32 protein-coding genes and 1 pseudogene are annotated in these 25,065 nt (G+C 51.9%); all 33 read left to right on the top strand.

Annotated features, from left to right (window positions below; genetic code table 11):
- The first annotated feature begins 134 nt into the window (after positions 1 to 134).
- Complete coding sequence (locus tag ACQUTP_RS21800) at positions 135 to 434, top strand: phage holin family protein (RefSeq protein ID WP_031281240.1); 300 nt, start codon at positions 135 to 137, stop codon at positions 432 to 434.
- Positions 431 to 970 carry a glycoside hydrolase family 108 protein gene (locus ACQUTP_RS21795; protein ID WP_004184488.1) on the top strand — a complete coding sequence of 180 codons (540 nt, stop codon included), beginning with the start codon at positions 431 to 433 and terminating at the stop codon, positions 968 to 970. The genes ACQUTP_RS21800 and ACQUTP_RS21795 overlap by 4 nt, the downstream gene beginning before the upstream one ends.
- Positions 967 to 1,311: a hypothetical protein gene (locus tag ACQUTP_RS21790; protein WP_065804463.1), complete on the top strand. Its 345-nt coding sequence runs from the start codon at positions 967 to 969 to the stop codon at positions 1,309 to 1,311. The genes ACQUTP_RS21795 and ACQUTP_RS21790 overlap by 4 nt, the downstream gene beginning before the upstream one ends.
- A complete protein-coding gene (locus tag ACQUTP_RS21785) occupies positions 1,308 to 1,583 on the top strand; it encodes a hypothetical protein (RefSeq protein ID WP_065804464.1) in 276 nt (91 codons plus the stop codon). The genes ACQUTP_RS21790 and ACQUTP_RS21785 overlap by 4 nt, the downstream gene beginning before the upstream one ends.
- A 183-nt stretch (positions 1,584 to 1,766) precedes the next feature.
- Positions 1,767 to 1,967, top strand: a complete 201-nt coding sequence (locus ACQUTP_RS21780; RefSeq protein WP_016831932.1) for a hypothetical protein — start codon at positions 1,767 to 1,769, stop codon at positions 1,965 to 1,967.
- Positions 1,968 to 2,733: 766 nt separating this feature from the next.
- Positions 2,734 to 2,925, top strand: a complete 192-nt coding sequence (locus ACQUTP_RS21775; RefSeq protein ID WP_223275389.1) for a DNA gyrase subunit B — start codon at positions 2,734 to 2,736, stop codon at positions 2,923 to 2,925.
- A gap of 284 nt (positions 2,926 to 3,209) precedes the next feature.
- The gene (locus ACQUTP_RS21770; RefSeq protein ID WP_065804465.1) at positions 3,210 to 3,455 is read left to right on the top strand and encodes a DUF2560 family protein; all 246 of its coding nucleotides are present in this window, start codon (positions 3,210 to 3,212) and stop codon (positions 3,453 to 3,455) included.
- A gap of 349 nt (positions 3,456 to 3,804) precedes the next feature.
- Complete coding sequence (locus ACQUTP_RS21765; protein WP_023325165.1) at positions 3,805 to 4,800, top strand: terminase small subunit; 996 nt, start codon at positions 3,805 to 3,807, stop codon at positions 4,798 to 4,800.
- Positions 4,784 to 6,097 carry a terminase large subunit domain-containing protein gene (locus ACQUTP_RS21760; RefSeq protein ID WP_016946682.1) on the top strand — a complete coding sequence of 438 codons (1,314 nt, stop codon included), beginning with the start codon at positions 4,784 to 4,786 and terminating at the stop codon, positions 6,095 to 6,097. Before ACQUTP_RS21765 ends, ACQUTP_RS21760 begins: the two co-directional genes overlap by 17 nt.
- A gap of 1 nt (position 6,098) precedes the next feature.
- Positions 6,099 to 7,499 (top strand): DUF4055 domain-containing protein, encoded by a 1,401-nt coding sequence (locus ACQUTP_RS21755; RefSeq protein WP_040211034.1) that lies wholly within the window; start codon positions 6,099 to 6,101, stop codon positions 7,497 to 7,499.
- Positions 7,483 to 8,595 carry a phage minor head protein gene (locus tag ACQUTP_RS21750; RefSeq protein ID WP_428902453.1) on the top strand — a complete coding sequence of 371 codons (1,113 nt, stop codon included), beginning with the start codon at positions 7,483 to 7,485 and terminating at the stop codon, positions 8,593 to 8,595. Before ACQUTP_RS21755 ends, ACQUTP_RS21750 begins: the two co-directional genes overlap by 17 nt.
- Before the next feature lie 240 nt (positions 8,596 to 8,835).
- Entirely contained in the window at positions 8,836 to 9,012 is a 177-nt protein-coding gene (locus ACQUTP_RS21745) for a hypothetical protein (RefSeq protein ID WP_004227000.1), read from the top strand.
- 113 nt (positions 9,013 to 9,125) lie between these two features.
- Positions 9,126 to 9,911 (top strand): hypothetical protein, encoded by a 786-nt coding sequence (locus ACQUTP_RS21740; protein ID WP_016946679.1) that lies wholly within the window; start codon positions 9,126 to 9,128, stop codon positions 9,909 to 9,911.
- 10 nt (positions 9,912 to 9,921) lie between these two features.
- Entirely contained in the window at positions 9,922 to 10,875 is a 954-nt protein-coding gene (locus tag ACQUTP_RS21735; RefSeq protein WP_004190653.1) for a major capsid protein, read from the top strand.
- Between the two features lie 8 nt (positions 10,876 to 10,883).
- Positions 10,884 to 11,156: an Ig-like domain-containing protein gene (locus tag ACQUTP_RS21730; RefSeq protein WP_151391665.1), complete on the top strand. Its 273-nt coding sequence runs from the start codon at positions 10,884 to 10,886 to the stop codon at positions 11,154 to 11,156.
- A 40-nt stretch (positions 11,157 to 11,196) separates the two neighbouring features.
- The gene (locus tag ACQUTP_RS21725; protein ID WP_004216825.1) at positions 11,197 to 11,592 is read left to right on the top strand and encodes a hypothetical protein; all 396 of its coding nucleotides are present in this window, start codon (positions 11,197 to 11,199) and stop codon (positions 11,590 to 11,592) included.
- 1 nt (position 11,593) lies between these two features.
- Positions 11,594 to 11,848, top strand: a complete 255-nt coding sequence (locus ACQUTP_RS21720; protein WP_004190649.1) for a hypothetical protein — start codon at positions 11,594 to 11,596, stop codon at positions 11,846 to 11,848.
- A gap of 9 nt (positions 11,849 to 11,857) precedes the next feature.
- Entirely contained in the window at positions 11,858 to 12,091 is a 234-nt protein-coding gene (locus tag ACQUTP_RS21715; protein WP_428902454.1) for a hypothetical protein, read from the top strand.
- The gene (locus ACQUTP_RS21710; RefSeq protein WP_031591826.1) at positions 12,078 to 12,461 is read left to right on the top strand and encodes a hypothetical protein; all 384 of its coding nucleotides are present in this window, start codon (positions 12,078 to 12,080) and stop codon (positions 12,459 to 12,461) included. Before ACQUTP_RS21715 ends, ACQUTP_RS21710 begins: the two co-directional genes overlap by 14 nt.
- A 1-nt stretch (position 12,462) precedes the next feature.
- Positions 12,463 to 13,014: a hypothetical protein gene (locus tag ACQUTP_RS21705; protein ID WP_004190641.1), complete on the top strand. Its 552-nt coding sequence runs from the start codon at positions 12,463 to 12,465 to the stop codon at positions 13,012 to 13,014.
- On the top strand, positions 13,011 to 13,403 hold the full coding sequence (locus ACQUTP_RS21700; protein ID WP_004146196.1) for a phage tail terminator-like protein: 393 nt from the start codon (positions 13,011 to 13,013) through the stop codon (positions 13,401 to 13,403). The genes ACQUTP_RS21705 and ACQUTP_RS21700 overlap by 4 nt, the downstream gene beginning before the upstream one ends.
- Positions 13,404 to 13,426: 23 nt before the next feature.
- Positions 13,427 to 14,599 (top strand): phage tail tube protein, encoded by a 1,173-nt coding sequence (locus tag ACQUTP_RS21695; protein WP_065804467.1) that lies wholly within the window; start codon positions 13,427 to 13,429, stop codon positions 14,597 to 14,599.
- A 53-nt stretch (positions 14,600 to 14,652) separates the two neighbouring features.
- On the top strand, positions 14,653 to 15,135 hold the full coding sequence (locus ACQUTP_RS21690; RefSeq protein WP_004190637.1) for a hypothetical protein: 483 nt from the start codon (positions 14,653 to 14,655) through the stop codon (positions 15,133 to 15,135).
- Positions 15,136 to 15,302: 167 nt separating this feature from the next.
- Positions 15,303 to 15,479: a hypothetical protein gene (locus ACQUTP_RS21685; RefSeq protein WP_102013631.1), complete on the top strand. Its 177-nt coding sequence runs from the start codon at positions 15,303 to 15,305 to the stop codon at positions 15,477 to 15,479.
- A 76-nt stretch (positions 15,480 to 15,555) separates the two neighbouring features.
- Positions 15,556 to 15,912 (top strand): hypothetical protein, encoded by a 357-nt coding sequence (locus tag ACQUTP_RS21680; RefSeq protein ID WP_004217333.1) that lies wholly within the window; start codon positions 15,556 to 15,558, stop codon positions 15,910 to 15,912.
- 47 nt (positions 15,913 to 15,959) lie between these two features.
- Positions 15,960 to 16,229 carry a hypothetical protein gene (locus ACQUTP_RS21675; protein ID WP_228302527.1) on the top strand — a complete coding sequence of 90 codons (270 nt, stop codon included), beginning with the start codon at positions 15,960 to 15,962 and terminating at the stop codon, positions 16,227 to 16,229.
- Positions 16,230 to 16,464: 235 nt separating this feature from the next.
- A complete protein-coding gene (locus tag ACQUTP_RS21670) occupies positions 16,465 to 19,344 on the top strand; it encodes a phage tail length tape measure family protein (RefSeq protein WP_065804468.1) in 2,880 nt (959 codons plus the stop codon).
- An 83-nt stretch (positions 19,345 to 19,427) separates the two neighbouring features.
- Positions 19,428 to 19,763 carry a hypothetical protein gene (locus ACQUTP_RS21665; RefSeq protein WP_004184437.1) on the top strand — a complete coding sequence of 112 codons (336 nt, stop codon included), beginning with the start codon at positions 19,428 to 19,430 and terminating at the stop codon, positions 19,761 to 19,763.
- A gap of 311 nt (positions 19,764 to 20,074) precedes the next feature.
- Positions 20,075 to 20,539 (top strand): hypothetical protein, encoded by a 465-nt coding sequence (locus ACQUTP_RS21660; RefSeq protein WP_065804469.1) that lies wholly within the window; start codon positions 20,075 to 20,077, stop codon positions 20,537 to 20,539.
- A complete protein-coding gene (locus tag ACQUTP_RS21655; protein WP_023317177.1) occupies positions 20,536 to 21,018 on the top strand; it encodes a DUF1833 family protein in 483 nt (160 codons plus the stop codon). Before ACQUTP_RS21660 ends, ACQUTP_RS21655 begins: the two co-directional genes overlap by 4 nt.
- A 9-nt stretch (positions 21,019 to 21,027) precedes the next feature.
- Complete coding sequence (locus ACQUTP_RS21650) at positions 21,028 to 21,408, top strand: hypothetical protein (RefSeq protein WP_048978112.1); 381 nt, start codon at positions 21,028 to 21,030, stop codon at positions 21,406 to 21,408.
- Positions 21,405 to 24,473 (top strand): host specificity factor TipJ family phage tail protein, encoded by a 3,069-nt coding sequence (locus ACQUTP_RS21645; RefSeq protein ID WP_065804470.1) that lies wholly within the window; start codon positions 21,405 to 21,407, stop codon positions 24,471 to 24,473. The genes ACQUTP_RS21650 and ACQUTP_RS21645 overlap by 4 nt, the downstream gene beginning before the upstream one ends.
- Before the next feature lie 56 nt (positions 24,474 to 24,529).
- Positions 24,530 to 25,065, top strand: a pseudogene (locus ACQUTP_RS21640) (hypothetical protein); the annotation flags it as partial.

Here is a 25,065-nt window from a genome sequence, read left to right as displayed (position 1 = left end):
GCTTTTTTATTATCAGGTCCCGCAGGAATCATCATCGACACGCTTCGTTGTTAAATCCAGCCTGACGGGCCTGACCCTTTTCAAACACACAGCTTCCCGATCTTCCATCGGAGGCGGTAACTATGGCTAAACGTATGCAAGACAAAGAGAGCATTGCCGGGATGTCCTGGCTGGTTCTGCTGATCATTGCTTGCTGGGGTGGACTTGTCCGCTACCTGATAGATGTGAAGCAGAGCAAGGCAACATGGAGCTTGATCAATGCTCTTGCCCAAATGGTGGTTTCAGGGTTTACCGGCGTTATTGCTGGCCTGGTGAGCATTGAAAGCGGACTGAGCATTTACATGATACTGGCCACTTCCGGAATTAGCGGGGCAATGGGTTCTGTTGCTTTGACCTATTTATGGGAACGCATTACCGGAGTTAAGGCGCCATGACAGCAGATCAGATTATCGAGGGGATCCTCGGCAAGGAGGGTGGTTATGTCGATCATCCGTCGGATAAAGGCGGGCCGACCCGCTGGGGCATCACGCAGACCACCGCCCGTGCACATGGCTACACCGGTGATATGCGGAACCTGCCCAGGGAAACAGCAAAGCAAATCCTGCTGAGCGATTACTGGACCGGCCCCCGGTTTGACCAGGTGGCAGCTCTATCTACGTTACTGGCAGATGAGCTTTGCGACACTGGCGTGAACATGGGGCCATCTGTAGCCAGTAAGTTTTTCCAGCGCTGGCTGACCGCAATGAATATGCGCGGAAAGCTGTATCCCGATCTGATTCCGGATGGTGCCATTGGTCCCCGAACCATCACCGCGCTTAAGGGATACCTTTCCGCCCGCGGGAAAGAGGGTGAACAGGTTCTGTTGCGTGCGCTGAACTGCAGCCAGGGTGCCAGATACCTCGAACTGGCGGAGGGCCGCGAAGCCAACGAGGATTTTCTCTACGGCTGGGTTAAGGAGCGTGTCCTGTGAAGATGATCATTTTCGCTTTGCTTGTGCTGGTGGCTGTGCTCGTTCTGTTACTTCTGCGCAAATTTACCCGGCTGGAGTTCGTAGGGCATGCCAGCTTGCTGCTGAAAACGTGGTCTGTAAAGCTGGGAGCTATCGGCGCGCTGGTTGGTGTATGGGCGCAGTCGTTCCCGGATGCTGCGCTGCACGCCTGGGCGGTGCTGCCGCCGGATATCAAAAACATCCTGCCGCCAAACATCGTTGCGTTGATTAGCCCTGCGCTGGTGGTGCTGGCCGTACTATCGCAATACGTACGCCAGCCAGCATTGAAAGAAAAGGCCGACGAACTGAAGGAGCAGCAATGAGCTTTGAAATTATCGCGGGACTGGTGGTCGTCATCCTGGGTGCTATTGCTGGCGCGTTCGGCATTGGTCATGCTCGCGGGGCCAGTAAGGCGAAAGCTAAAGCTGATCAGCAACGTACCGAAGAGAACGCCGCTGCTACTGTCGCCGCGGCAGAACGCCGTGCTGAAGTCACGAAAGGGGCCAGTGATGTACAGCAGACTGTTAGCCATATGCCTGATGACGATGTTGATCGGGAGCTGCGCGAGCACTTTACCCGCCCCGGTAGTCGTTGATACGGCCTGCAGCTGGGTGCGGATCATCTACCTGACCGACCACGATATCGACGTGCTGGATATGCAGACCAAGCGTGACATTCTGGCGCACAACAAATCGGTACAGGCCAACTGTCCGAAATTATGACTAACCACGGCCTCGCAATAGCGGGGCTTTTTATTACCAGAAGCAGGAGAAGAAGCATGTTAACAGTAAAAGTGATGTCACCAGATGGTGGCGAAGAAATTCATTGTGGCCTGAGTGTTGGTTTCAACCCCAACCAGCAGAGTATTGCCGTATCGGGAATGGACCAGAACGTATTCCTGAAGCAGGGAGAGGTTGCCTATGTGATGAACGCAAACGGCAAGACCATTTCCCGTTACGAACACAGGGTCCAGCAGTAGGCATTACAGAAGCTCCTGAGCTAGGGGCTTCGATAATGCTAAACCGAAGAATCGGGTTAAAGCCTGATAAAAAACCCCGTGGAGGAAATCCCAAAACTACGGGGTGCTGAACAGCCAATGGCGGATTGTAGCCACATAGTTGGTTTATTATCTACTGGTTGAGAATAAAACTGAGAGCCTAGAAGGCTTGAGAGTGGCTCATCCCTGAGCTCACGGGTAGAACGGCAGACTTTGTCATGGCAGAGCAAAGTCATAAGTTAGTTTAGGTAACATTTCGGATATAACAAGCGTAGCGGGCGTGTATCAATTAGCGGAGTTCAGCAACTGAGGAATCGAGCATTCACTGAGTGCCATAGATAATGCTATAGTTCACCAGGAAAAGCAGATTGCATGCTGTCATGAGATGCAGTTCATATTTTGAACGTCAGGGTTAAGTCAGTAGTGAATATAACTATTAATAGTGGATTATTTGGTTATTTGTTTTTGTTATTAACTATGTGGCCAGTTTTTATAACACTGTGTCTGGCAATGTCCATAGCATTTTACGGAGTGTTAATGAAGAAGGCTGCGCTTGCGTGGCTGATTGCCGCTTTATTTTTTGGCATTCTTGGGGGGCTGCATGGGTATTGACTCTCTGATATTGAGGTTATTTCGACGTCTGTAAGGATCCATAGCTGCCGTCATCCATCGAATTCATGTATGCTGATAAGGATTTTTAAAGGAAAAGGAATGGATGATGAATACCCATAAGCTTCTGGATACATACATGTTAGTTGGTACCGGTCTTTCTCGCGTCAAATATGAGATTTTTTCAGGAGATGAAGGATCATATGCGTTTATTACGATTTATGCATATGAGCCTCATTTCCATATTAAGGGCCATGATTCCTTAAAGTTAGACGAAGCTGTTGATGTCAGATCTCAGATCGAAGGGCATTTTGCAGATAGCTACCAGTAGCCAAACCATTTATCTGAATCTACAGCCCCGTTTGTGCGGGGCTTTTTATTGCGCCTCGAATGCTAAGTAGTAACCAATGCCACCGTTAATTCCTCCGCATGTCGTAAGCGCGGATGTGCAAGCATAATTACGGACCGCTCAGGCTGCTGCGACAAGCACCGCAATGACGGTTGACAGCAATTCAAGGGCATAAGAGTGACTCCCTCGGATAGTGGGAAAGCATTACAGAAGCTATTCTGCCGAGTGGTTTCTATAATATTTCCCACATCGCACAGAGGTAAGACATGGCAGACATCACAACATCCGAGCAAATCCGGCTGGATCTCATCAAGAAAGTTAACTACGACACCGCAGCGGCCAAGTTGGCCATTGACTGGGTTGGTGATAGCAATCTGAAAGCTGAGCTATTCGCTGACTCTTTCGAACGTGTCTTCACTGAAAGTGAGATTGTCTCGAAGACCCGTAAGGCAATCCAGGAAGCGACCGAAGCGCTGGCGCTGTTTGATACCGGCGCAGAGCAGGCGAGCTAAGGCATTACAGTTGGTGCCTATGGAATTGTCGTTTCTCGTTCAGGAAAGGAGGTATCGACTGAGACCTCCTGATACGAATAGGCCCTGAAAAGGGCCTGCTGTTATTACCGCAAACCCGGGCCATGTGAGAATCCGCCGCCAGGACCACCACCATGCCCACCGCCAGGACCTCCCGGAGGCAAAATACATCCTGAAAGAGACAGCGCACCGCAGATAACAAAAACAGCAAGCATAATTCTTTTCATAATTACTCCTGAACTAAAGAGCCTTAATTCCAAAACATAAAAGTGAATATTTTATGGAGAATCAGTAATTCCTTTTTCTCCCTCACGTTAAATAGGAATAATCCATGGCAAAACCGGACTGGGGCGAGCTTCAGCGACGGTTCCTGTCCGATCATGCCGCAACCGGCGTATCACCGAAGGATTGGTGTGAAGCGCAGGGACTGAATTACGCTACTGCCCGCCGATACATCAAGAAACCCACTGCGCAAACTGCGCAAAAACCTGCGCAGAAGAAACTGCGCACTGCGCAAAAGGAAAAGTGCGCAGAAGAGCTGGTGGATGATGATGGCCTCACCGATCAGCAACGTTTATTTGTCGCAGAATACCTGAAGGACCACAACGCCACGCAGGCCGCTATCCGTGCCGGGTACAGCAAGAAGACTGCTGAACAAATTGGCTATCAGCTGCTTCAGAAAACTTCAGTTGCGCAGGCCATTGCGCAGCAGCAGAAAGCATCCATTGTGCGCACGCTTGGCAGCGCTGATGAAGTGCTTGAGCAGATGTGGCGGCTGGCAACATTCGACGCCAACCAACTTTCTCAGTATCGCCGCGGGAGCTGCCGTTACTGCTGGGGCTTCGGTCACCAGTATCAATGGCGCGATGCGGTTGAGTTCGAAGAGAAGCTGGCTGAGGCTTTAGCGAAGAAAGGGAAAGAGCCAAACGACAGAGGCGGCTACGGTTACGACCATACCAGCTCGCCTAACCCGAAATGTCCTCGCTGTAATGGTGATGGCATCGGCCAGCCTTTCTTCGCCGATACGCGCAAGCTGGCGCCTGATGCTGCACTTGCCTATTCCGGCGTTAAGCTCGGAAAGAACGGTGTGGAGATAACCGCTATCAGCCGCGAACGAATGTTCGAGGCGGTGATGAAGCGTCTCGGACTGGCTGATAGTGAATTCGCCCAGCGTCTACAGCAGATTGAAATCGAGCGCCGGCAACTGGAGATCGACCAGCTTCGACAGGAGATAGCCCTGGATAAAAACCCGACGGGATTTGAAGAGGATTATCAACTTCAGCCAATAACTCCCGATGAGGAACCTCCAGATGATCCAATCCTCTAGCAGCGATGCTGTCAGCCTGACACCGAAACAGGCAAATATTTACGTCTGGGGATGGCAGCGCTCAGCGCGTTTCAGGGATGCTGTATGCGGTCGCCGGTTTGGCAAAACATTCCTGGGCAAAGCGGAAATGCGCAGGGCTGCCAGACTGGCGCAGAAATGGAAAGTCAGTGTAGAGGATGAAATCTGGTATTGCGCACCCACACAAAAACAGGCAAAGCGTGTTTTCTGGCGAAGGCTGAAACAATCCATACCTCCACACTGGCGGGCATCGAAGCCGAACGAGACAGAATTATCCATCACTCTTAAAAGCGGACACATAATGCGATGCGTCGGGTTGAATAACTACGATGATTTGCGTGGGTCTGGCTTATTTTTCGTGCTGGTGGATGAATGGGCTGATTGCCCGTATGCAGCATGGGAGGAAGTATTGCGCCCGATGCTGTCGACTTGTCGGTATATCGTAAATGGTGTGCAGTTTATAGGTGGACATGCTCTCCGGATTGGCACACCCAAGGGATTTAACCATTGCTATGATTCATGGCTTGCCGGACAGGACAACCGAGAGCCTGACCATAAAAGCTGGCTTTATACTTCGGTGGATGGTGGAAATGTTCCGCCAGAAGAACTGGAAGCAGCTCGCCGGCGAATGGATCCCAGAACGTTCAGGCAGGAATATGAAGCTTCGTTCGAAAACTATCAGGGCGTTGTCTATTACTGCTTTGATCGCCGTAAAAATCATACTGATGAAACCGTTAAACCAGGTGAAGCGCTGCATATCGGTATGGACTTTAACGTTGGGAAAATGGCGGCAGTGGTTTATGTTCTGCGTGATGGGCTTCCCCGGGCGGTAGATGAGTTCATGGATGTATTTGATACTCCGGCAATGATTGAAGCGATTAAGACGCGGTACGAGGAAGGGAAGCACACAATCAATATCTATCCCGATGCTTCAGGTAAAAACAGGAAGTCCAGTAACGCCAGCGAGTCGGATATTTCTCTGCTCTATGATGCTGGATTCTCTGTGCTGGTTAATGACAGCAACCCGGCAGTAAGGGACCGAATAAACGCTGTCAACTCAATGCTGTGCAATACCTACGGCGAGCGCAGGATGATGGTTAACACGGTAACTTGCCCGAAATTCACTCAGTGCCTAGAGCGACAGGTCTATAACGATAAAGGCGAGCCAGATAAGAAAGGCGGCTTTGACCACGGCAATGATGGCGGTGGTTATCCAATCGTGTACCTGTTCCCTGTCAACGCTACAGCGTTCGATATCACCCTCGATACGACATTCTGATATGGCCAATAATGATATTACTTACGTCCGCCCTGAGGTCAGGGCGGCGATGCCCGTGTGGAAAAAAATTCGTGACGTGTGCAAAGGGGCTGATGCTGTAAAGGCTGCAGGAAACGAATACCTCCCTTTTCTGGATCCGTCCGATAAGTCTGCACGCAATAAAAAGCGCAATGCCGATTACATTCAGCGCGCCGTTTTCTACGCGATAACGGGCAATACAAAAGTGGGTTTGCTGGGGCTGGCATTCCGAAAAGACCCTACCATGACCGCGCCGGATAAGCTGAATTATCTTCGTGATAACGCCGATGGTGCTGGTGCCAGTATCTATCAGCAGTCCCAGCAGGTTACAGAAAATATTCTGGAAGCCGCGCGCGAGGGGCTGTATACGGATTATGCGGCTGGGACTGATGAGGCGATCATACTTCGTTATCAGGCGGAAAGCATCATTAACTGGCGCACCAAACGCATCAATGGACGTGATCAACTGGTGCTGGTGGTTTTACGCGAATGCATGGAAAAGGAAGATGGTTTTGCGTACGAGGATGAAATCCAGTATCGCGAACTGGCTCTGGAGAACGGAAAGTTTGTCTGCCGGGTATGGCGAAAGTCAGCTGACGCAGGCTCTTTTTCCGTCGCTTCCGAGTATCATCCTAAGCCAAAAGGTGAGGATTTCTGGGATGAGATCCCCTTTACCTTCGTTGGTGCGCAGAATAATGATCCCACCATCGACGAGTCGCCTTTAGCCCCCCTCGTTGAAATTAACCTTGGCCATTATCGTAATTCGGCAGATTACGAAGACAGCGTATTTTTCTGCGGTCAGGTTCAGCCGGTGATTTCCGGTCTTGATACCGCCTGGCGTGACTGGCTGCAGGATAAGGGAATTCGTGTCGGTTCTCGTTCTCCATTTCTGCTGCCGAAGGAGGGGCGTTTTACCTATGCTCAGGCGCAACCAAACACCCTGGCTAAAGAGGCGATGGACAGTAAGCGTGATTATTCTGTTCAGCTTGGCGCCCGGCTTATCGAGCAGAACGGCGCGGTTAAAACCGCCACGCAATCCAGCGGCGAGCAAACCGCATCCACATCGGTGCTCGGCATTTGCGTTTCCAATGTCTCGGAGGCCTATACGCTGGCGCTCGGCTGGTGCGCCAGATATCTCGGCATAAAAGGCGAGGAATACCGTTACAGCATCAATCAGGAGTTTATCGCCAAAGTCGCTGAATCCGGCATGGTAACGGCAATCGTCAATGCCTGGCAGTCCGGTGCGATTCGCGACACGGATATGGTCAGAGCTCTGCAGAGGCTTGACCTGATAGATCCCGCTGACGACCCTGTAACTGTCATTGACGCTATTCGTAACGGCTCGCCTAACCTGATTGGTGGCAATAATGGCAACGGCGAATGACAAACTACGGGATGAATCCTTAGCCCACGCTATATGGGTTAGTCGCTATAGCACCGGCGTTGCCAACAGGATGATAAAAGTTCTGAATGACAGCGACGCCGAACTTACCGCAAGGTTGCTGGTGGCTATTGATACGCTGGACGCTGAGAGCTTTACCGTTTCTAGGCTGGAAGCGTTACTGGTCAGTGTCAGGGCCATAAACAAGGATGCCATACAGTCCATGTATGCAGCCCTCTCTACCGAGCTGCAGGAGCTGGCGAAGCATGAGGCCAGTTTTCAGATGAGCCTCTTCCAGTTTGCCATTCCCGACGATGTTCTGGCTCTTCATCCACTGGTTGGCATCTCCCCGGATGCAGTTTATGCCGCGGCGATGGCGCGTCCATTTCAGGGGCGGTTGCTAAGCGAATGGGCCAGCAACCTCGAAGCTGATCGTATGGCGCGCATATCCAATACGGTGCGGCAGGGTTTTCTCCTGGGCGATACGCATGAGCAGATCGCAAAAAAGGTTCGTGGACATGCTAACCGCGGCTACCAGGATGGTGCGCTTCAGATGAGCCGGGCCAATGCGGCCAGCATAGCGAAAACAGCAGTAGGGCATCTTGCATCAACAGCAAGACAAAGCTTTGCGTCGGCGAACGACGAAATTCTGAAGGGTAAGCAGTGGTTATCCACTTTGGATAACCGGACATCAAAGGATTGTCGGATCCGCGACCGCCTCAAGTACACGCTGGATAACAAACCGATAGGGCACAAGGTGCCTTATTTGCAGGGACCGGGGAAAATCCACTTTTGCTGTCGTAGCACCGAAACATACATACTGAAATCGTCCGAGGAATTGGGTATCAAAGTCGGCGAAATCAAGGACAGCTCGCGCGCCAGTATGGATGGACAGGTTCCGGCTGATACGACTTACCAGGACTGGTTCTCCCGGCAGTCGTTCACGCGACAAGCTGAGATTGTCGGAGAAACGCGCGCCAGGCTGATTCGTGATGGCGGCATGTCTCCCGATGAGTTCTACAACGACAGGGGCGAGTGGCTGACGCTTGACCAATTGCGCAACCTTGACGCGCAGGCGTTTAAGGATGCCAGAGTGTGATAGAGTAAATTCGTGGTGAATGCAGGATGCTGACCTGCGCGCCAAAGCGTCCCGTGAGAAACGGGCAAGCCGGAAACCAGACTCACTTCGGTGAGTCCCCGCCGTTCTGAAGTATCAGAATGCCGTGGCAGCATCGGCCACCACACCTAATTGTATTGTCAGTGGCTAGGGTCGCTCCCGAAAAGCTGAATCGTCACCGCCTACCACCAATAACCCGACAAGCAACGAGACGAGGTTGTTATGGATTCACAAAAACAAAGAGACCTTATTGCAAGCCTGTATGAAGAGCTGGTAATCGCAAGAGGGCTCATTAAAGAGATTTGCACAGTGCGAAGCATTGCAGAGCCAAAGTCTTCTTTGCAGAGAATGGATAAAGCCATTAAAGATGCAAAAGAATACATGCTAGAAAATAGCTAAATGAAGAGGTCGCCTTAGCGCGGCTTCTTTATTATCTGAAATTTACAACAGGCTGCCTAAGGGCGGCCTTTTTTATTGGGCCAGGCCCACAGTTACTATCCCAAGGGGACAACATGCTTATTCGTAACATGCTCATTAAATATTATTCGGCAGCTGGTGGTGAAGGTGGTGATGGCGGTGGCTCCGGTAGTGGTGCGCCCGAGATTACGCCGGAAATCCAAAAGCTGATCGATGAGCAGGTCAGTGCTCAGGTTTCAGGCCTGAAAAATAAAAATAGTGAGTTACTCGGTAAGCTCAAAGAGTCCACTGAGTCGCTTAAGCGTTTTGAAGGTATCGATCCTGACGCGGTGAAAACTATTCTCCAGCGTTTCTCTGATGATGAAGAGGCGCAACTGATCGCCGCCGGGAAAATTGACGAGGTACTGGATAAACGCACTGAGCGGCTACGTGCTGATGTTGATAAGCAAATCAAAGCCGCTAATGAACGCGCTGAAAAGGCGGAAGCGTTCTCCAACAAATTCCGTGATCGTGTCCTGGGTGATGCTATCCGCAGCGCAGCGCTTAAGGCTGGCGCGCTGCCAGAAGCATCCGACGATCTGATTCTTCGTGCTAAAGGCACATTCCAGCTCAACGACGAAGGCGAGGCCGTAGCAGTTGATGCAAATGGCGATGTTCTGTTCGGTAAAGACGGCAAAACTCCGCTCACCCCGGTTGAGTGGGCTGAATCTCTGAAAGAGACGGCCCCGCACCTGTTCCCGCGCGCCGAAGGCTCCGGGGCTGGTGGTCATAAACCCGGTGGCGGTGGCGGTAGTCTGAAACGTTCAGAAATGAGCTCAAGCGACAAAGCGGACTACATCCGCAAACATGGCCAGCAGGCCTATCTCAAATTGCCTAAGTAAGGACTAATCAATGCCTACGACCGTAAACAGTGACCTGATTATCTATGACGACCTCGCGCAGACTGCGTTTCTTGAGCGTCGCCAGGATAATCTGGAAGTCTTCAACGCCGCTTCAAACGGCGCAATCATTCTCGACAACGAACTGATCGAGGGTGATTTTCGCAAGCGCACCTTCTATAAAGTTGGTGGTTCTATCGAATCGCGCAACGTTAACTCCACCGACCCGGTAACGGGTAAAAAAATCGGTGCCGGTGAATCTGTCAGCGTTAAGGCGCCGTGGAAATACGGCCCGTATGAAACCACGGAGGAGGCGTTTAAACGTCGGGGTCGCGACGTTAGCGAATTCTCCGAGGTGATCGGCGTCGACGTCGCTGATGCAACGCTTGAAGGTTATATCAAGTATGCCCTACAGGGTCTTGTTGCAGCCATTGGCGCAAATGCTGACATGACGGTATCCGCGGATATTGCCACTGATGGTAAGAAAACGCTGACCCGTGGCCTGCGTAAATACGGCGATAAATTTAACCGTGTTGCGCTGTTCGTTATGCATTCCACGACCTATTTCGACATTGTTGATCAGGCTATCGACAACAAAATTTACGAAGAAGCTGGCGTGGTGGTTTATGGCGGACAGCCAGGCACGTTGGGTAAACCGGTGCTGGTAACTGACACCATGCCAGTTGATGCGATTTTGGGGCTGGTGGCCGGCGCGGTATCCGTAACGGAATCACAGGCTCCGGGCTTCCGTTCCTACGATATCAACGACCAGGAAAACCTTGCCATTGGCTATCGCGCAGAGGGTACGGTTAACGTTGAACTGCTGGGTTACAGCTGGGATGAGACGAAGGGCGCTAACCCAGACCTGACCAAAATCGGCACCGGAGCGAACTGGAAGAAACATTTCACCAGTAACAAATCCACTGCAGGCGTACTGATTAAGCTGGAAGCCCCTGCGGGGGAGTAACCCTGTCAGTGGATAAAACTTCCGCAACTGCTGACAGTACCGACGCGGTGACCGTTTCGCTCAAGTACACCAGAAATGGTGCAGGAGTCTCCGGCGCATCTGTGGCGTGGACGTCTACAGGCGGCACACTAAGTGCTTCGACGTCACAGACAGGGTCTGCTGGTGGCTCGACGGTGAAACTCACCTCTGCTACGGCCGGCTCCTTCACGGTGACGGCTACCGTTGACGGCGTGGTGAAAACAACTGAAGCGATCGCGTTCACTGCTCCAGCGGGAGGTTAACTGACGGGGCGAAAGCCCCGTTTCTTTTGGTGAGGATCCGATGACCGTTTATATAACAATCCAGGACGTTGACGAGTTGCTGGGGGATACCTGGGCTGCCGCCGACAAAAAGGTTAAAGCCGTGCTCCAGGCAAACACCTGGATGACGGCGCTTAACCTTCAGGATATCGACCCGGAGCATATTCCTGAAGAAGTTAAGCAAGCCGGAGCGTTTATCGCTTCCGTAGCCGCTGCAGGCAATCTGTATCAGCAAAAAACAGATTCCGGCGTGGTGACGAGCAAAAGCGTTGAGGCCGACGATGTGAAGGTTTCCCGCACTTTTGCCGAGCTTTCAACCACCAGCACTGAATTACTCGATCCTGATTTGCAGCTGGCGCTGGATATGCTCAAACCGTGGATGATTAACCCTTTCCAGACGTTCTTTGTGAGGGCGTGATATGTCCGATTTGAAGGTGGTCCCATTTCAAAAGCCCAGCCATCACAACCTCGATAACGACCAGGTTATTCGCCTGCTGAAACAGGCTCTGGAGCGAGCCGAAAACGGCGGCTGCCACAGTGTCGCAGTGATACTGCTTGATGATGAGGGTAACGCGATTGATTGCTGGCATAACGGTGGACGCCCCTATGTGATGGTTGGCGCTATGGAGTCGCTTAAAACCGACTTTATCCATGCTCATATTGAGCGGCGGTAAGGGGGTAACATGCAAAATCCATATGTGCATTATGCCGGCGACGGGCTCGGTCCCCGCGATGTGTTTGTGAATGGAAACCCGATCAGACATGTCGTTTACGCAAACCAGGCAAAGGGTGTTGTAGAGTTTGCTCCGCTCCCGCTGCGGGTTAAGCGCAATGGCAAAATTTATACCCGCAAACTCCACGGTACAGTGATCGTTAAACCTCAGCAGCGTATTGGTGGGTGCAATGGGCATTCGTGACGAGCTGCAAACCGAAGTCGCCGCGGCATTCGATACCGACCTGCAGGATGCCGTTAAGGATTTCACTGGGTCATATACCGTTCGGGGTGCCTGGGACCCGGTGACGGAAACCGGCACTGAAACGCATGTGACTTACTCGGGGCGTGGAGTGCTGGCGCGCTATAAGCTGCGCCGTATCGATGGCGTTAACATTCTGCATGGTGATGTGAAGCTAACCGCACTGGTTAACGAGGTGACTGATAAGCCGGCCGTCGGGCATATCATCACCGCACCAGATCCGATTACGGGTGAGCTTCAGCGCTACGAGGTCATCACCGCTTCTTCCGACTCTGCTGGCGTTGCGTACTCCATTCAACTGCGGAGAGCGTAATATGGCTAAGGGCTGGAACATCGACCCGGCGGCATTCGCCGGGCTAGTGGAAGACGATGTGAGGTTACGGCAGAGAACCATCGCCATTCAGCTGCTGAATGAAATTGTTCAACGGTCGCCGGTAGGAAACCCGGAGCTGTGGGCCATCAACGCGACCGCGGTTCAATACAACAAAGCTGTTGGGGAATGGAACGAATCTCTTTATGCCGATCCTGCCAACCTGACAAAGACGGGCCGTCTCAGAAAAAAAGTCCGTGTTAATGACAGCATGGATATCAGGCGGCCGGCTGAGTATCGCGCAGGAACCTTCAGGGCATCGCATTTTGTCAGCATCGGCGAACCTAATCATTCCGTCCCGACCGAACCGGATCCGCGCGGGACAATGACGTTTCTTAATGGCAAAAATATCATTGACCAGGCGCCAGCCTACTCGGTGATTTACATCCAGTCGAACCTGCCTTACTCCGTGCCTCTGGAGAATGGCCACTCAACGCAAGCGCCGACAGGCGTCTATGCCGTCTCGTTTAATGGTGTGATTCAGGCCTACAAATGACCTTCACAGAAATCAGAAACGCTGTCATTTCCCGAATGGCGGCACAGACCGCTATTGCCTCTGATGCGGTGGATTATCCCAATGGCCCGGTATTTGACCCCAGTAACCGCGATATCTGGGCCCGCCTAACCAACATTGCTGGGCAGGCTGGCGCAACTGAGATCGGGGATGGGCCGGTCGTCCACAGGACGGGCTTGCTCATCATTCAGCTGTTTGTTCCGGTCGGTTCCGGGACGTTGCTAATCTCCCGAACGGCCGATCAGCTAACGGAGCTATTCGAGTTTAAGGACGACGGAAAGCTAAGTTATTTCGCTGTATCTGCTGTGCCGGCGGGTGAGACCGATGGCTGGTTACAGCTCAATCTTCAAATTCCTTATCGCGCTCTGTAGCGCACAAAAAACAGGAGGCTCCTGTGAGCTCAGGTGCAAAAGTAGTAGCCGCGTTTATTCGCGAGACAACGCCAGGAATCACGCCTACAGCAGGGGCGTGGAACCTGCTGCGTCGTTCTTCATTTGGTCTGAAACCAACGCAGAACACCAACGACAATGACGAAATCGCTAGTGACCGCATGGCGCAGGGCGTTTCACGTGGCACAGTGGATGTCGGCGGCGATGTCGGCACGCGGTTTCGCTGGAACCAGCATGATGATTTTCTTGCCAGCTGCTTCGGTTCCGAATGGCTAAATAACGTGCTGACGATGGGTAATGGTCGCATTACGTTCTCCGTGGCGACTTTTGCCAGTGATGTGGGGATCGCCCAGATTGCCCGCGGTTGCCAGGTTGGCACCTTCCAGATGGAAATCCCGGCCGATGGTGATATCACCGCAACCGTTACGTTTGCAGGGCTGGACTGGGAGACGAAGGGGGACGATACCAGCTATTTCACCACGCCGGTTGATTTAGCGGGGGCCCTGCGCTACTCCTTCAAGGAGGTCACGAACATCCGGCTAAATGGTGTTGATGGCGGGACAGGTTTCTGCGTCGACACCTTCAACATCCAGTTCAACAACAATATGCAGACTCAGCGCTGCATCGGTACCGGTTCGGCATTCGCCGGCGCAAACATTCCGACAACCTTTACCCCGTCAGGTCAAATCACGCTGTCATGGTCAAAGGCTGCATGGGAGGTTTACAAAAAAACGTTCACCGGCGAAACGGTGCCGTTTAGCTTCACCCTGGAGAACGCTGAAGGCGCCTATACCTTCGATTTCCCGGAAGTGCAGATCTCCGGCGACTGGCCGGATGCGGGGAGCACTGACATTGTTCAGGTTCAGCTGGATATCACCGCGGCCAATACTCCGCCGACGATTACGCGCGTGCCTAAAGTGCCGGCGACGGCAATCAGTGTTGCGCCAGCCACTTCAACTGGGGCCGTGGGTTCTACTGTGACGTTAACCGCCACGCTTACGCCAGCTGATTCAACTGATACCGTCCAGTGGACGTCATCGGATCCGACTATCGCCAGTGTGGTTTCTACCGGGCAGAAAACAGCGAAGGTCACGCGTAACGCAGCCGGTACTGCAATCATCACTGGTAAGGCCCGCACCTTTACCGCAACGTCTGAAATCACCGTTACCGCGCCTTAATTTACCTGGCCCGTTCTGCAGTCATCGCGGATCGGGCTTTTTTGGGAGTCTTTATGCTGATTATTTCTTCTCAAATTGATTTGAACGGAGAACGCTGGTTTTTCCCTTTCAAAAAGCCAGCAGGAAGTAAAAAGAAATTCACGCCGGAAGACGAGGCGCTATTTAAACTCCGTCTGCTGGTGGCCAGTAGCGAGAATCCACAATACCGCTCACGCAATGCGCTGGTGCGGCGCCATATCGACAAAATGGACGCGAGCTACCAGGTCGGTACGGATGCTTTCGATCTCGCCAGTGTGGGCGAGATCGACTCGGTTGATGATCTTCTCATCGACAATTGCGCGCGCTTTCTTCTGAAAGACTGGGAAGGCGTGGGGGAACTGGTGGATGGTACGGAGACGGCGGTAGCGTATACACCGGAGCGTGGTGTTGCGTTACTGAAGCAAAACCCCTCTCTGTACTGGCTTATTCTGGCTGAGGCGGCGAATATTGCTCAGGGTAAGGAGCAGCAGACTCAGGAAACCGTAAAAAAGCCATAGAGGCCCAAAAGTGGCTAAAGGAATTCGCCGGCGAGCAGGGCGAGAAAGCAAAGTGGCGCAGGGAGAAGCTAAATCTCCCGCCCATTCCGGAGCCTGAAATCGATGCAGTCACTGGGGAGATCCTCAACGCTTACGCCATGATATCGCGCGGCAGGAAGTATGCCGGCATGGCCGGAGTGCCGCTCCCTCTATCCCTGAACGATATTGAGTTTTACCTGGCATCGCGCACCATCCTGATCGACCGCATTGAGTTTGACGCAGCGATACTGGCTCTTGATGATGCCTGGAGGGCTGAGTGGGCAGAGGCACAGAAACGTGCAGCGGATAAGAAAGGAAGCAACTGACCTACCATTAATGGTGGTCCATGCTCCTGAAAGTCGATGATAGGATGTTTCCGATTGCAATCAAAGGAAACATATAATGAAAAAAGTCATCGCTTTGGCGCTTGGAGCGCTGTTACTTTCTGGTTGTACAGTACGTGTTGCAGATTTGACTGTGGCGAGTACTAAAAATTACAACCTCAATGGGGGTAAGTTCTATAAAGGGAAACGTGTAACAGCAGAAGATAGCTATCCGGTTATCATCTTCCCTCTTGGCATCCCGAACGTTAAAACAGCCGCTGATCGAGCGATTGAAAAAGATCGCTGTGCAGTTGGTCTGTCTGACGTAGTTGTCACTCAACTTAACCACTCCTTCCTGTTCGGTAAGATTGGTCTGCGTGTTGAGGGTAATCTTGTGATTGACCGCAGCCTGCCGGGTTGTGAGAACGCAAGCTGAATGATAAAGCCACCATCGGGTGGCTTTTTAATTTATGGGGTAGACAAGTGAAGATTATTGGATACTTAGCGATTGTAATAGGGGTGATCTTTGCTGTATCGGCGCTATTTATGGATGTGACAGTAGCGACAAGCGGTGGCTATAGGGTTAACAATCTTGGATTAATGTCATCGCGCCAAAATTATATGATATTTGGAGGTTTCGTAGCCATCGCAGGTATCATTATTGCTCTGGTGGGAGATAAGCTAAAAGCGTCCGGAACTTCAGTCAAATGCCCTTACTGCGCAGAATTAATAAATTCCGAAGCGGTGAAGTGAAAGCATTGCGGGAGTGATGTAACTCCTTTGAAGAAAATAGCTAACACTGACAATACTGGAGCTAGTGATAGGCTGGCTGATGTAAATGTAAAGTTAATCGCTGGAATTGCAATTACTGTCTTTGCGGTGATTATCGTAACAATAATGTTTTACCGCCAATGAAGTAAAGACCCGACAGTTTCAAAAAGTTCCAACCTCGCTTTGGCGGGGTTTTTTATTGCCCGGAGAAAAGCACGTGACAGAACAAACCTCCCGCCTGGCCATTATTATTGACAGCTCTGGGGCAGAAAAGCAGGCTGACAATCTCGCAACTGCACTTGTAAAAATGACGCAGGCAGGTGAACGTGCTGCCACCAGTGCAGGGAAAGTGACAAAGGCCACTGATGAAGAAAAACAGTCACTTTCTGAACTTTTAGATCGTATCGACCCGGTAAACGCCGCCCTGAACAAACTGGATAAACAACAGCAGGATCTTGCGAAATTCAAATCCAAGGGGATGGTAGATACCGATACATTCGATCTTTATTCAAAGAAAATCGAGGAAACACGAAACAGGCTAACAGGATTTCGCGACGACCTTGGTAAAACCGGCCAATCCGCCGCCCAGACCGCCTATGCCATGCGCATGATCCCGGCGCAGATGACTGACATTATCGTCGGCTTATCTACGGGTCAGTCGCCGTTTATGGTGCTTATGCAGCAGGGCGGGCAGTTGAAAGATATGTTCGGCGGTATTGGCCCCGCGATTAAAGGTGTTGGCGGGTATGTGCTGGGGTTGATTAATCCTGTCACTCTGGCTGCCGCGGCTGTCGGTGTTCTTGGGCTGGCCTATTACAAAGGCTCTCAGGAGCAGGGCGAGTTCTATAAGTCACTGACCCTTAACGGTAATCTGGTTGGTAAAACCACCGGGCAACTAGCAGATATGGCCGCTCGGGTTTCAGTAGTTGCCAACTCAACTACTGGCGTGACCGCAGCCACACTGAACCAGATAGTTTCATCCGGGAAAGTGGCTGCAGAGTCATTGGAACGAGTAACAACTGCCGTGGTTGAAATCAGTGAAGCCACAGGCATCGCCACTGAAAAGCTGGTGGGTGATTTCAACGACATTGCTGCTGACCCGGTTGCAGCCATTACCAAACTTAACGACCAGTACCACTTTCTGACACTGGCAACCTACAACCAGATTAAAGCACTGCAGGATGAAGGTAATCAGCAGGATGCTGCACGGGTGGCTACTGATGCTTACGCCAATGCCATGCAGCAGCGTGCGAACGATATTCATCAGAATTTGGGGATTCTTGAACGTGCTTGGGACTCGCTTGCTAAAACGGCTAAAGGAGCATGGGATGCCATGCTTGATATAGGTCGCGAGCAAACCGGCACCGAGCGGATCTCTCAAATTCGTAAGGAATTAGATTGGATAGATAAGGCTGCAGGCGGGAAGCTATTTTTTGGTGGAAGAAAGGCTGAGCTCGAAGATGAGCTAAATAATCTGCAATCTCAAATCACAACAGAAGGCGTTTTAACTGAAATAATCAGTAGTCATGACAAAGCTGAACAGCAAAGAATTAAAACGCAGCAGGAAGCAGATCGCGTTAACCAGCAATATCTGAGCAATGCGGATAAGCGCAATAAAGCCATTAAGCAGCAAAGCGAGTTCCTGAAGGCAGGCGCAATTACTGCAGAGCAATATTCAAAAAATGTTTCTCGTATTAACGAGATGTACAAAGATCCGAAACCACCCAAGACGCCAAAGAGTAAAGCATATACCGAGGACGCAGCAACCCGGCTGCTTGATCAGATAAACCAGCAGACAGCTGCTTTGCAGTCCCAGCTGGATGCCAGTGACAAGCTTAACAGCGCAACCCAGGCGCGGGTAAAGTTCGAACAGCAAATTGCTGACCTCAAGTCTAAAACGCAGCTCACAGCCGACCAGAAGTCGATTCTTTCCCGTTCAGATGAAATCCTCCAGGCGTATAAGCAGCAGGAGGCACTGCAAAATTCCGTAAAAACCCTGGACGATTACCGGAAGATGCAGGAACAGGTAAAGACGAAGGATGAGCGGACCAACGATCTGCTTAAAACCCGTCTTGAACTGCTGGAGAAGGCCAAAGCAACGGGGCAACTTAAACCCGGTGAATATGAAAAAACGCGGGCAGATATTTATCAAAACACCGATATGCAACTGCCCTCGACGGTTCGTAATGTTGTAGGAAACCTGACACCCACAGGAGGGCGACTCTCTGGAACTTTTGAGGGGATGCAGGGGCAAATCAACGAATATGACCAGGCTCAGCAAGAGCTCCAACGCTGGCTGGCAGCTCAGGAGGAAGCTTATGCGAAGGCCGGTGAAATAACTGCCGAGGGTGAGGCCAGAATGACCTCTATTCGTCAACGTGCGGCGGATGCAAATCAGGTCATAGAGGCTCAGAAAAACACCATCATATCTGCGGCCACGCAGTCCTTGTTTGACAGTACCGCCGACATCATGCGAACGGGGTTTGGTGAGCAATCGGCAATCTACAAGGTCGCTTTTGCTGCGAGCAAGGCATTCGCTATCGCGGACTCGATGGTGAAAATCCAGCAGGCTATAGCAAGCGGTGCAGTAAGCGCGCCTTATCCGGCCAACATCATCGCTATGGCCTCAATCGCTGCGCAGACCGCCAGTATCGTCTCAAATATTCAGGCTGTTTCAGGCGTTGGCTTCGCCTCCGGCGGTTACACAGGCCCCGGTGGTAAGTATCAGCCCGCGGGTATTGTTCACAAAGGAGAGTATGTCTTCGACCAGGCGTCAACGAACCGGATCGGCGTGTCTCAGCTTGAGGCACTTCGAAATGGCCAACCGCTTGATGCAACTCTGGGGCGCACAGGGTTTGGTACTGGTGTTCAGAACGTTAACAGCGATAACCGTAGGCAAACAACTGTACACGCGCCGATTAATCAGGAGTTTCATCTCCAGGGTATTACTCCGGAGCAGTTGAGCGCTACACTCAATCAGAATAATCGACAGCTTTCCAGGCAGTTAAAAGGTGAACTCACAAAAGAGGTTACCATGCCACAAGGGGCTTTTGGCAACGCTCTAAAAGGAAACTATACACGACACGGTCCTAGGTAAGCTAAACTGCATTAGCTGAGACTTGATTAGGTAGGTAAGTCTAACAATCTGAGTAGGTGCAAGAAAACACAAGGATCTTATTAATGGAAGCGTTGTTAACATTTACATTTAAAGACTTTATAGCTTTTATGATTCCTCTTTTTATTGGCGGACTTATCTTCAATAGGAGACGTAAACGTAAGGAGGTCCGAGTGAAGCTTTCATTTCTTTGGCTTGTTTTGATAGTCGGTGGAATTCTTGAAATATGCGATGACATCTACACAACTTATTCCTATAGGCATAATCACTTATATAATAATGATACGCTTACAACCGTGTTTAACTATGATTTTTCAAAAATTGTTTTTTGTGGGATTTTGATTTTTGTTTCTATTGCGCTTCTTCTTCAGGAGTTGCTTTTAAACAAGCAGTCACATTGACGTATATTGCCTGTCGGCACATTGCCTTTTTTTATTTTGATATGGGGCTGTGCCGAAACAATGTAAGCTCCCACTAAAGCCAATGAAATTAATGTATTGATAATGCTGTTTTTTATTTATTTTAGCTCTTAAGGTGAGTTGATAAATATATCACCTTGTGTGTTTGTGTCGATTTAATAAGATTTTTATCTTCATTAATCTGAACCAAAAAATCAGAGATTTCTTCGATTCCATCGTGCTTTATTCTGAAATGAATACCCTCCTGAGGTTAATGGTGAAATTTTATTCGAGATACTTTACCGGGAGACTGCATGACTGATATCTACTACCCACATGGCTATCTTCCAATGCCACTGCAGGAAGGATACGGATTCCAGCCTGTAAGCCCGTTAAAACGAACCCAGCTAACCACCGGCCGCGCGCGACAACGCCGGGCATATACGTCAACTCCTACTCAGGCCAGTGTGTCATGGTTTATGGAGACCGACGGTCAGGCTCAGCTGTTTGAAGCCTGGTATAGGGAAAAAATAACGGATGGCGCTGACTGGTTTTTTATGAAGCTACAAACCCCGCTGGGGGTGGAGTTTTATAAATGTCGGTTCACTGATATCTATGAGGGGCCAACACTGGTGGCGCCGATTTACTGGAAGTTCACAGCGACACTAGAACTCTGGAAACGACCTGTTTTGCCTGATGGATGGGGCGATTTTCCTGACTTCATTGTGAACAGCGATATTCTTGATCTTGCAGTTAACAGGGAGTGGCCTGAAGCATGACAAGACTTAACAGGCTGTATGCCAGCAGCGGGCCGGAGGTGATCATTGAAACGCTGCAGATCACCGTTGGCTCAGATGTTCACTATCTGTGCCAGGGGTATGAGGATATTACGGCGACGACGGAGAGCGGCGATACCGTAACGTTTACCGCCTGCGCGATTGACATTGCGCTGCCGGCGCGCAACGCGGACGGTACGCAAGATTTGAAATTCGCCCTGTGCAATGTTGATGGTGTTGTGTCCACGACGATCCGCAATGCCCTGGCTAACAGGTTGTCTGCATCGCTGACATACCGCAGTTTTATCTCCACGGATTTAGCCGCGCCTGCGGCGGTACCGTATACGCTGAAAATCAAGTCGGGTTACTGGACGGCAACAGAGGTTCAGATCACTGCGGGCTATATGAATGTCCTCGATATGGCCTGGCCGCGTTACCGCTACACGCTACCTGTATTCCCCGGACTGCGTTATATCAGCTAAGGAATCCCAATGTTTACACCTGATAAATACCGTTCTGTTAAATGGCAGAAGGGCGGTAGAGCCTACCCGCTACTTGACTGCTTTGGCATTGTGAACGAGATACGCCGCGATTTGGGCTTGCCTCTCTGGCCTGATTTTGCCGGGGTCACGAAAGACGACGGCGGCCTCGACCGGGAGGCGCGTCAAATGATGCTTACCCTGGAGCGCTGTGCCCCCTGCGAAGGGGCTGGCGTGGCTTGCTATTCCGGCTCAGCCGTCACCCATGTGGGGATTGTCGTCAGTATTGATGGCCTGCTGCATGTGGCGGAATGCAATCCAGGCTCTAACGTAACGTTTCTGCCGTTAGCGCGGTTTAAGCGGCGATTTGTCAAAGTGGAGTTCTGGCAATGACCATTCGTTTTTACCCGTCCCGGCTTCCCGGTGAGCCTCTCGAAACGCATGAGCATGGCGTAACCAGCCTTCGAAACTGGCTGGCGGTGAATGTTGAAGGTTACGAGGATCGGGATGTACCGCCGTTAACCATTGAGGTTGACGGTCTGTCTATTCCGCCAGGCGAGTGGGCTACTTGCGTGATCCACCCTGAAAGTGATGTCCGGCTTTATCCGGTGCCCTTCGGGCTGGAGGCCGCCACCATCGCGTGGATAGGTGTCGGTATCTCCGTTGCTGCAGCAGCTTATTCGCTGTTTATGATGAGCAGTATCGATACGGGAGGCTATACATCATCCACAGGGCGCAGTCTCGACCTGAACCCAGCGAAGGCAAATACCGCAAAGCTGGGTGATCCGATTCGCGAGGTGTTTGGCCGGGTGCGTATCTACCCAGATTATGTGGTGCAGCCTGTGACCCGGTTCGACGCTGCTGATCCTACGAAAATGCGCGTCCAGATGCTGCTGTGTCTCGGTGTCGGTGAACTGATTTATACCAATGGTGATATCCGGGTTGGCAGTACGCCAGCTTCAACGCTGCCGGGATTCAGCATCACCTATTTTCCGCCCGGCGCGGATGTTTCCGGCGATGAGCGCAGCGAGAACTGGTTCAACTCGACAGAGGTCGGTGGAACATCAAGCGGAACAGGGCTGGACATGGCCCAGACCTCACCTGATTCCGACGATATTATCGCTGACAGCATGACGGTTTCTGGTGCATCCGTAACGTTTACAGGCCTTGATACGGATGATGGTGACGATGACGACGAGGACGATAATTCTCTTCCGGACAGCTGGGTAACGGGGGCCATAGTTGAAATTAAGGCGCCGACAAATTATCTGATCTCCACCTCTTCTGGTTACAGTGTTTTTGCCAGCTCGTTGCTTACCGAACTTGCTCCCGTAGCGGGTATGCCGGTGACGCTGAGTTTCAACAGTGTCGATTATGACCTCGTCATTGCGTCCTATACCCCGGGTCAGGACGCGGTGCCCGGCGAGGGTGGCAGCGCGGCAAAAATTCAGGCCAGTGCGGCTCCTGTCACCTACGACTTTTCGACCAGCTCAAGTACGTTCATGATCACATGGCAGGGCACCACCTATACGGTGTCGCTGGTAGCGAACTACATCTCGATGTCGGGACTGCTGGCAGCTATCACCGAGGGGCTCACTGGCTCCGGCCTGGTCGCACGGGACAACGGCGGTACCGTACTGATAACCGAGGCGGCCAGTCCTTACGTGGGCGGGGCAATCATATCCTCCTCGCTGCCTGCAGCCGTTTTCGGTGATGCCCCCGTTTACACCTCCGGCACGGCATCAACTGGCGGCAGCCCGGCGGTAACGGCAAACGTGACGCTTGCGTATAACAGCACTACGGGAACCGCATTCTCGGGCATGCCTGAAGGTGTGCAACGGCTTTCACTTGCTCACCGCGGGAATGAGTACCAGATCGTCTCTGCCGACGGCACAACGGCAACAGTGGCGCGCCTGGTTAATGGGTCCGTTGATGAGTCGTGGCCGGGATTCACCGCCAGGACGATGATCGACTATGAGGCCACTGGTCTTAACGACACGCTGAGCTGGCTGGGGCCGTTCCTGGTTTGCCCTGAAAATGAGACCGTCGATATGTTCGAGGTGAATTTCTCTTTCCCGAACGGTATTTGCGGCTTTGACAGTAAGGGCAAAAAACGGATCCGCCACGTTGAGTGGGAGATACAGTATCGCGTCTACGGTTCCGGTTCGGGGTGGGTGAGTCACCAGGGCGAGTATGCGCTGAAAAACGTCAACGGGCTGGGTTTTACTGAGCGGATCACGCTCAGTTCTCCGGGGCTGGTGGAAGTTCGCTGTCGTCGGCGCAATGAGCAGGGCTCAAACAACGCCAGGGATTCGATGTACTGGCAGGCACTGCGTGGGCGACTGCTGACACGACCTTCATCCTATCCCGGCGTGTCGCTGATGGCGGTGACCGTTGAGACGGGCGGGAAGCTGGCGGCTCAGTCGGACCGCCGCGTAAACGTTGTGGCCACGCGGTCCTATGACTCAGGAACGGCCAGAACCATTTCGGGGGCGCTGCTGCATGTCGGGAGCTCGCTGAAGCTGGAGATGGACGTCGATACCATCAACGCGCTGGAGTCCGCGTACTGGACGCCACGGGGCGAAAATTTCGATTTCGCCACCGGCGACAGTATCTCGGCGCTGGAAATGCTGCAGATGATAGCCAACGCCGGGAAGTCACGTTTTGTGCTGAGTGATGGCCTGGCGACGGTCAACCGTGAGGGGATTAAGCCCTGGACCGGCGTGATCACTCCGCATGAGATGGTGGAAGAGCTGCGGAGCGGATTTACCGTACCGTCCGACGATGATTTTGATGGTGTCGACGTGACGTACATCAACGGCGTCACCTGGGCAGAGGAGACCGTTAAATGCCGGACGCCGGACAATCCCACGCCGGTGAAAATCGAGGCCTACAAACTCGATGGTGTACTGAATCAGGATCACGCCTACCAGATCGGGATGCGCCGCCTGATGAAATACCTGCAGCAGCGGGTGACGTTCCAGACAACTACCGAGCTGGACGCGCTGTGCTACAACACGGGCGATCGCATCGTGCTCACGGATGATATTCCGGGTAACAACACGATTTCCTGTCTGGTGGAGGCGATGACAACGGCGGATGGCGTGACAACCTTCACCGTTACGGAGCCGCTGGACTGGTCTTTCGAAAACCCCCGTGCGCTGATCCGCTATCAGGATGGCTCTGCATCCGGTCTGATGGTGGCGAGCAGAGTGGGGGATTATCAGTTGTCCGTTCCCCATCTGAGTGATTTTGATGACCCATTGAAGATTGACCAGACTTCACCAGCTATTGAGCCAGTCCGCCTGGTGTTCTGCGGCTCAACGCGTCATGTCTATGACGCCATTGTTGAGGAGATTGCCCCACAATCAGACGGGACGTGTCAGGTTACCGCCAAAGAGTACCGCGCGTCATTCTATGACTACGACAACGCCAGTTATCCCGGCAACATTGCATAAAACAGAAATAACTCTCAACAACCCGCTTCGGCGGGTTTTTTTGTTATAGGGCGACTATGAGCACATATAAAACGAAAAATCCTTTAGGTTCCGCCGCCGTAAAGGACCTGTACGATAACGCTGAAAACGTGGATAAATTCGTTAACGACAGGACAAAAGAGGAGTTAGAGGACCGGTTAGGTGTGCTTCGCAAAACCTGGCACGGCATGGAGATGATCTTCAGCCGCTTTATCGACTACATCACTGGTCGCGGCGAGCAGGTAGTTGCAGCTATCGGCTGGCAGGAGCTTGGCAACTGGGCTGTTGGTCTGGCTGTAGATAATCGCCAGCAAATCGTCTACTACAATGGCTCCTGGTACAAATACCTTGGTGAGCTTGAGCACCTCATTGCCGGGGATTCTCCTGAGAACGATGGCGGTGTATGGTCGGCTGCAAACCCTACAGGGAAATGGTCGAACATCGGTGACGCGGCTCTTCGCTCAAACCTGGGTTCAAGCGAACCTGGGTTTGGAGCGGATATGTCTATGACGACAATTGGTAAAACAGTCGGAGATATCGTCAGGTCGCCATACATTATTACCGGGCATGCCAG

Origin of the sequence: Klebsiella sp. 2-CIP_Kleb. (genome assembly GCF_050378715.1) — a bacterium.
GTDB classification, from domain to species: Bacteria; Pseudomonadota; Gammaproteobacteria; order Enterobacterales; family Enterobacteriaceae; genus Klebsiella; species Klebsiella quasipneumoniae.
The sequence above is the reverse complement of the archived record's forward strand: the minus strand, read 5'-3'. Positions and strand labels throughout refer to the sequence as shown.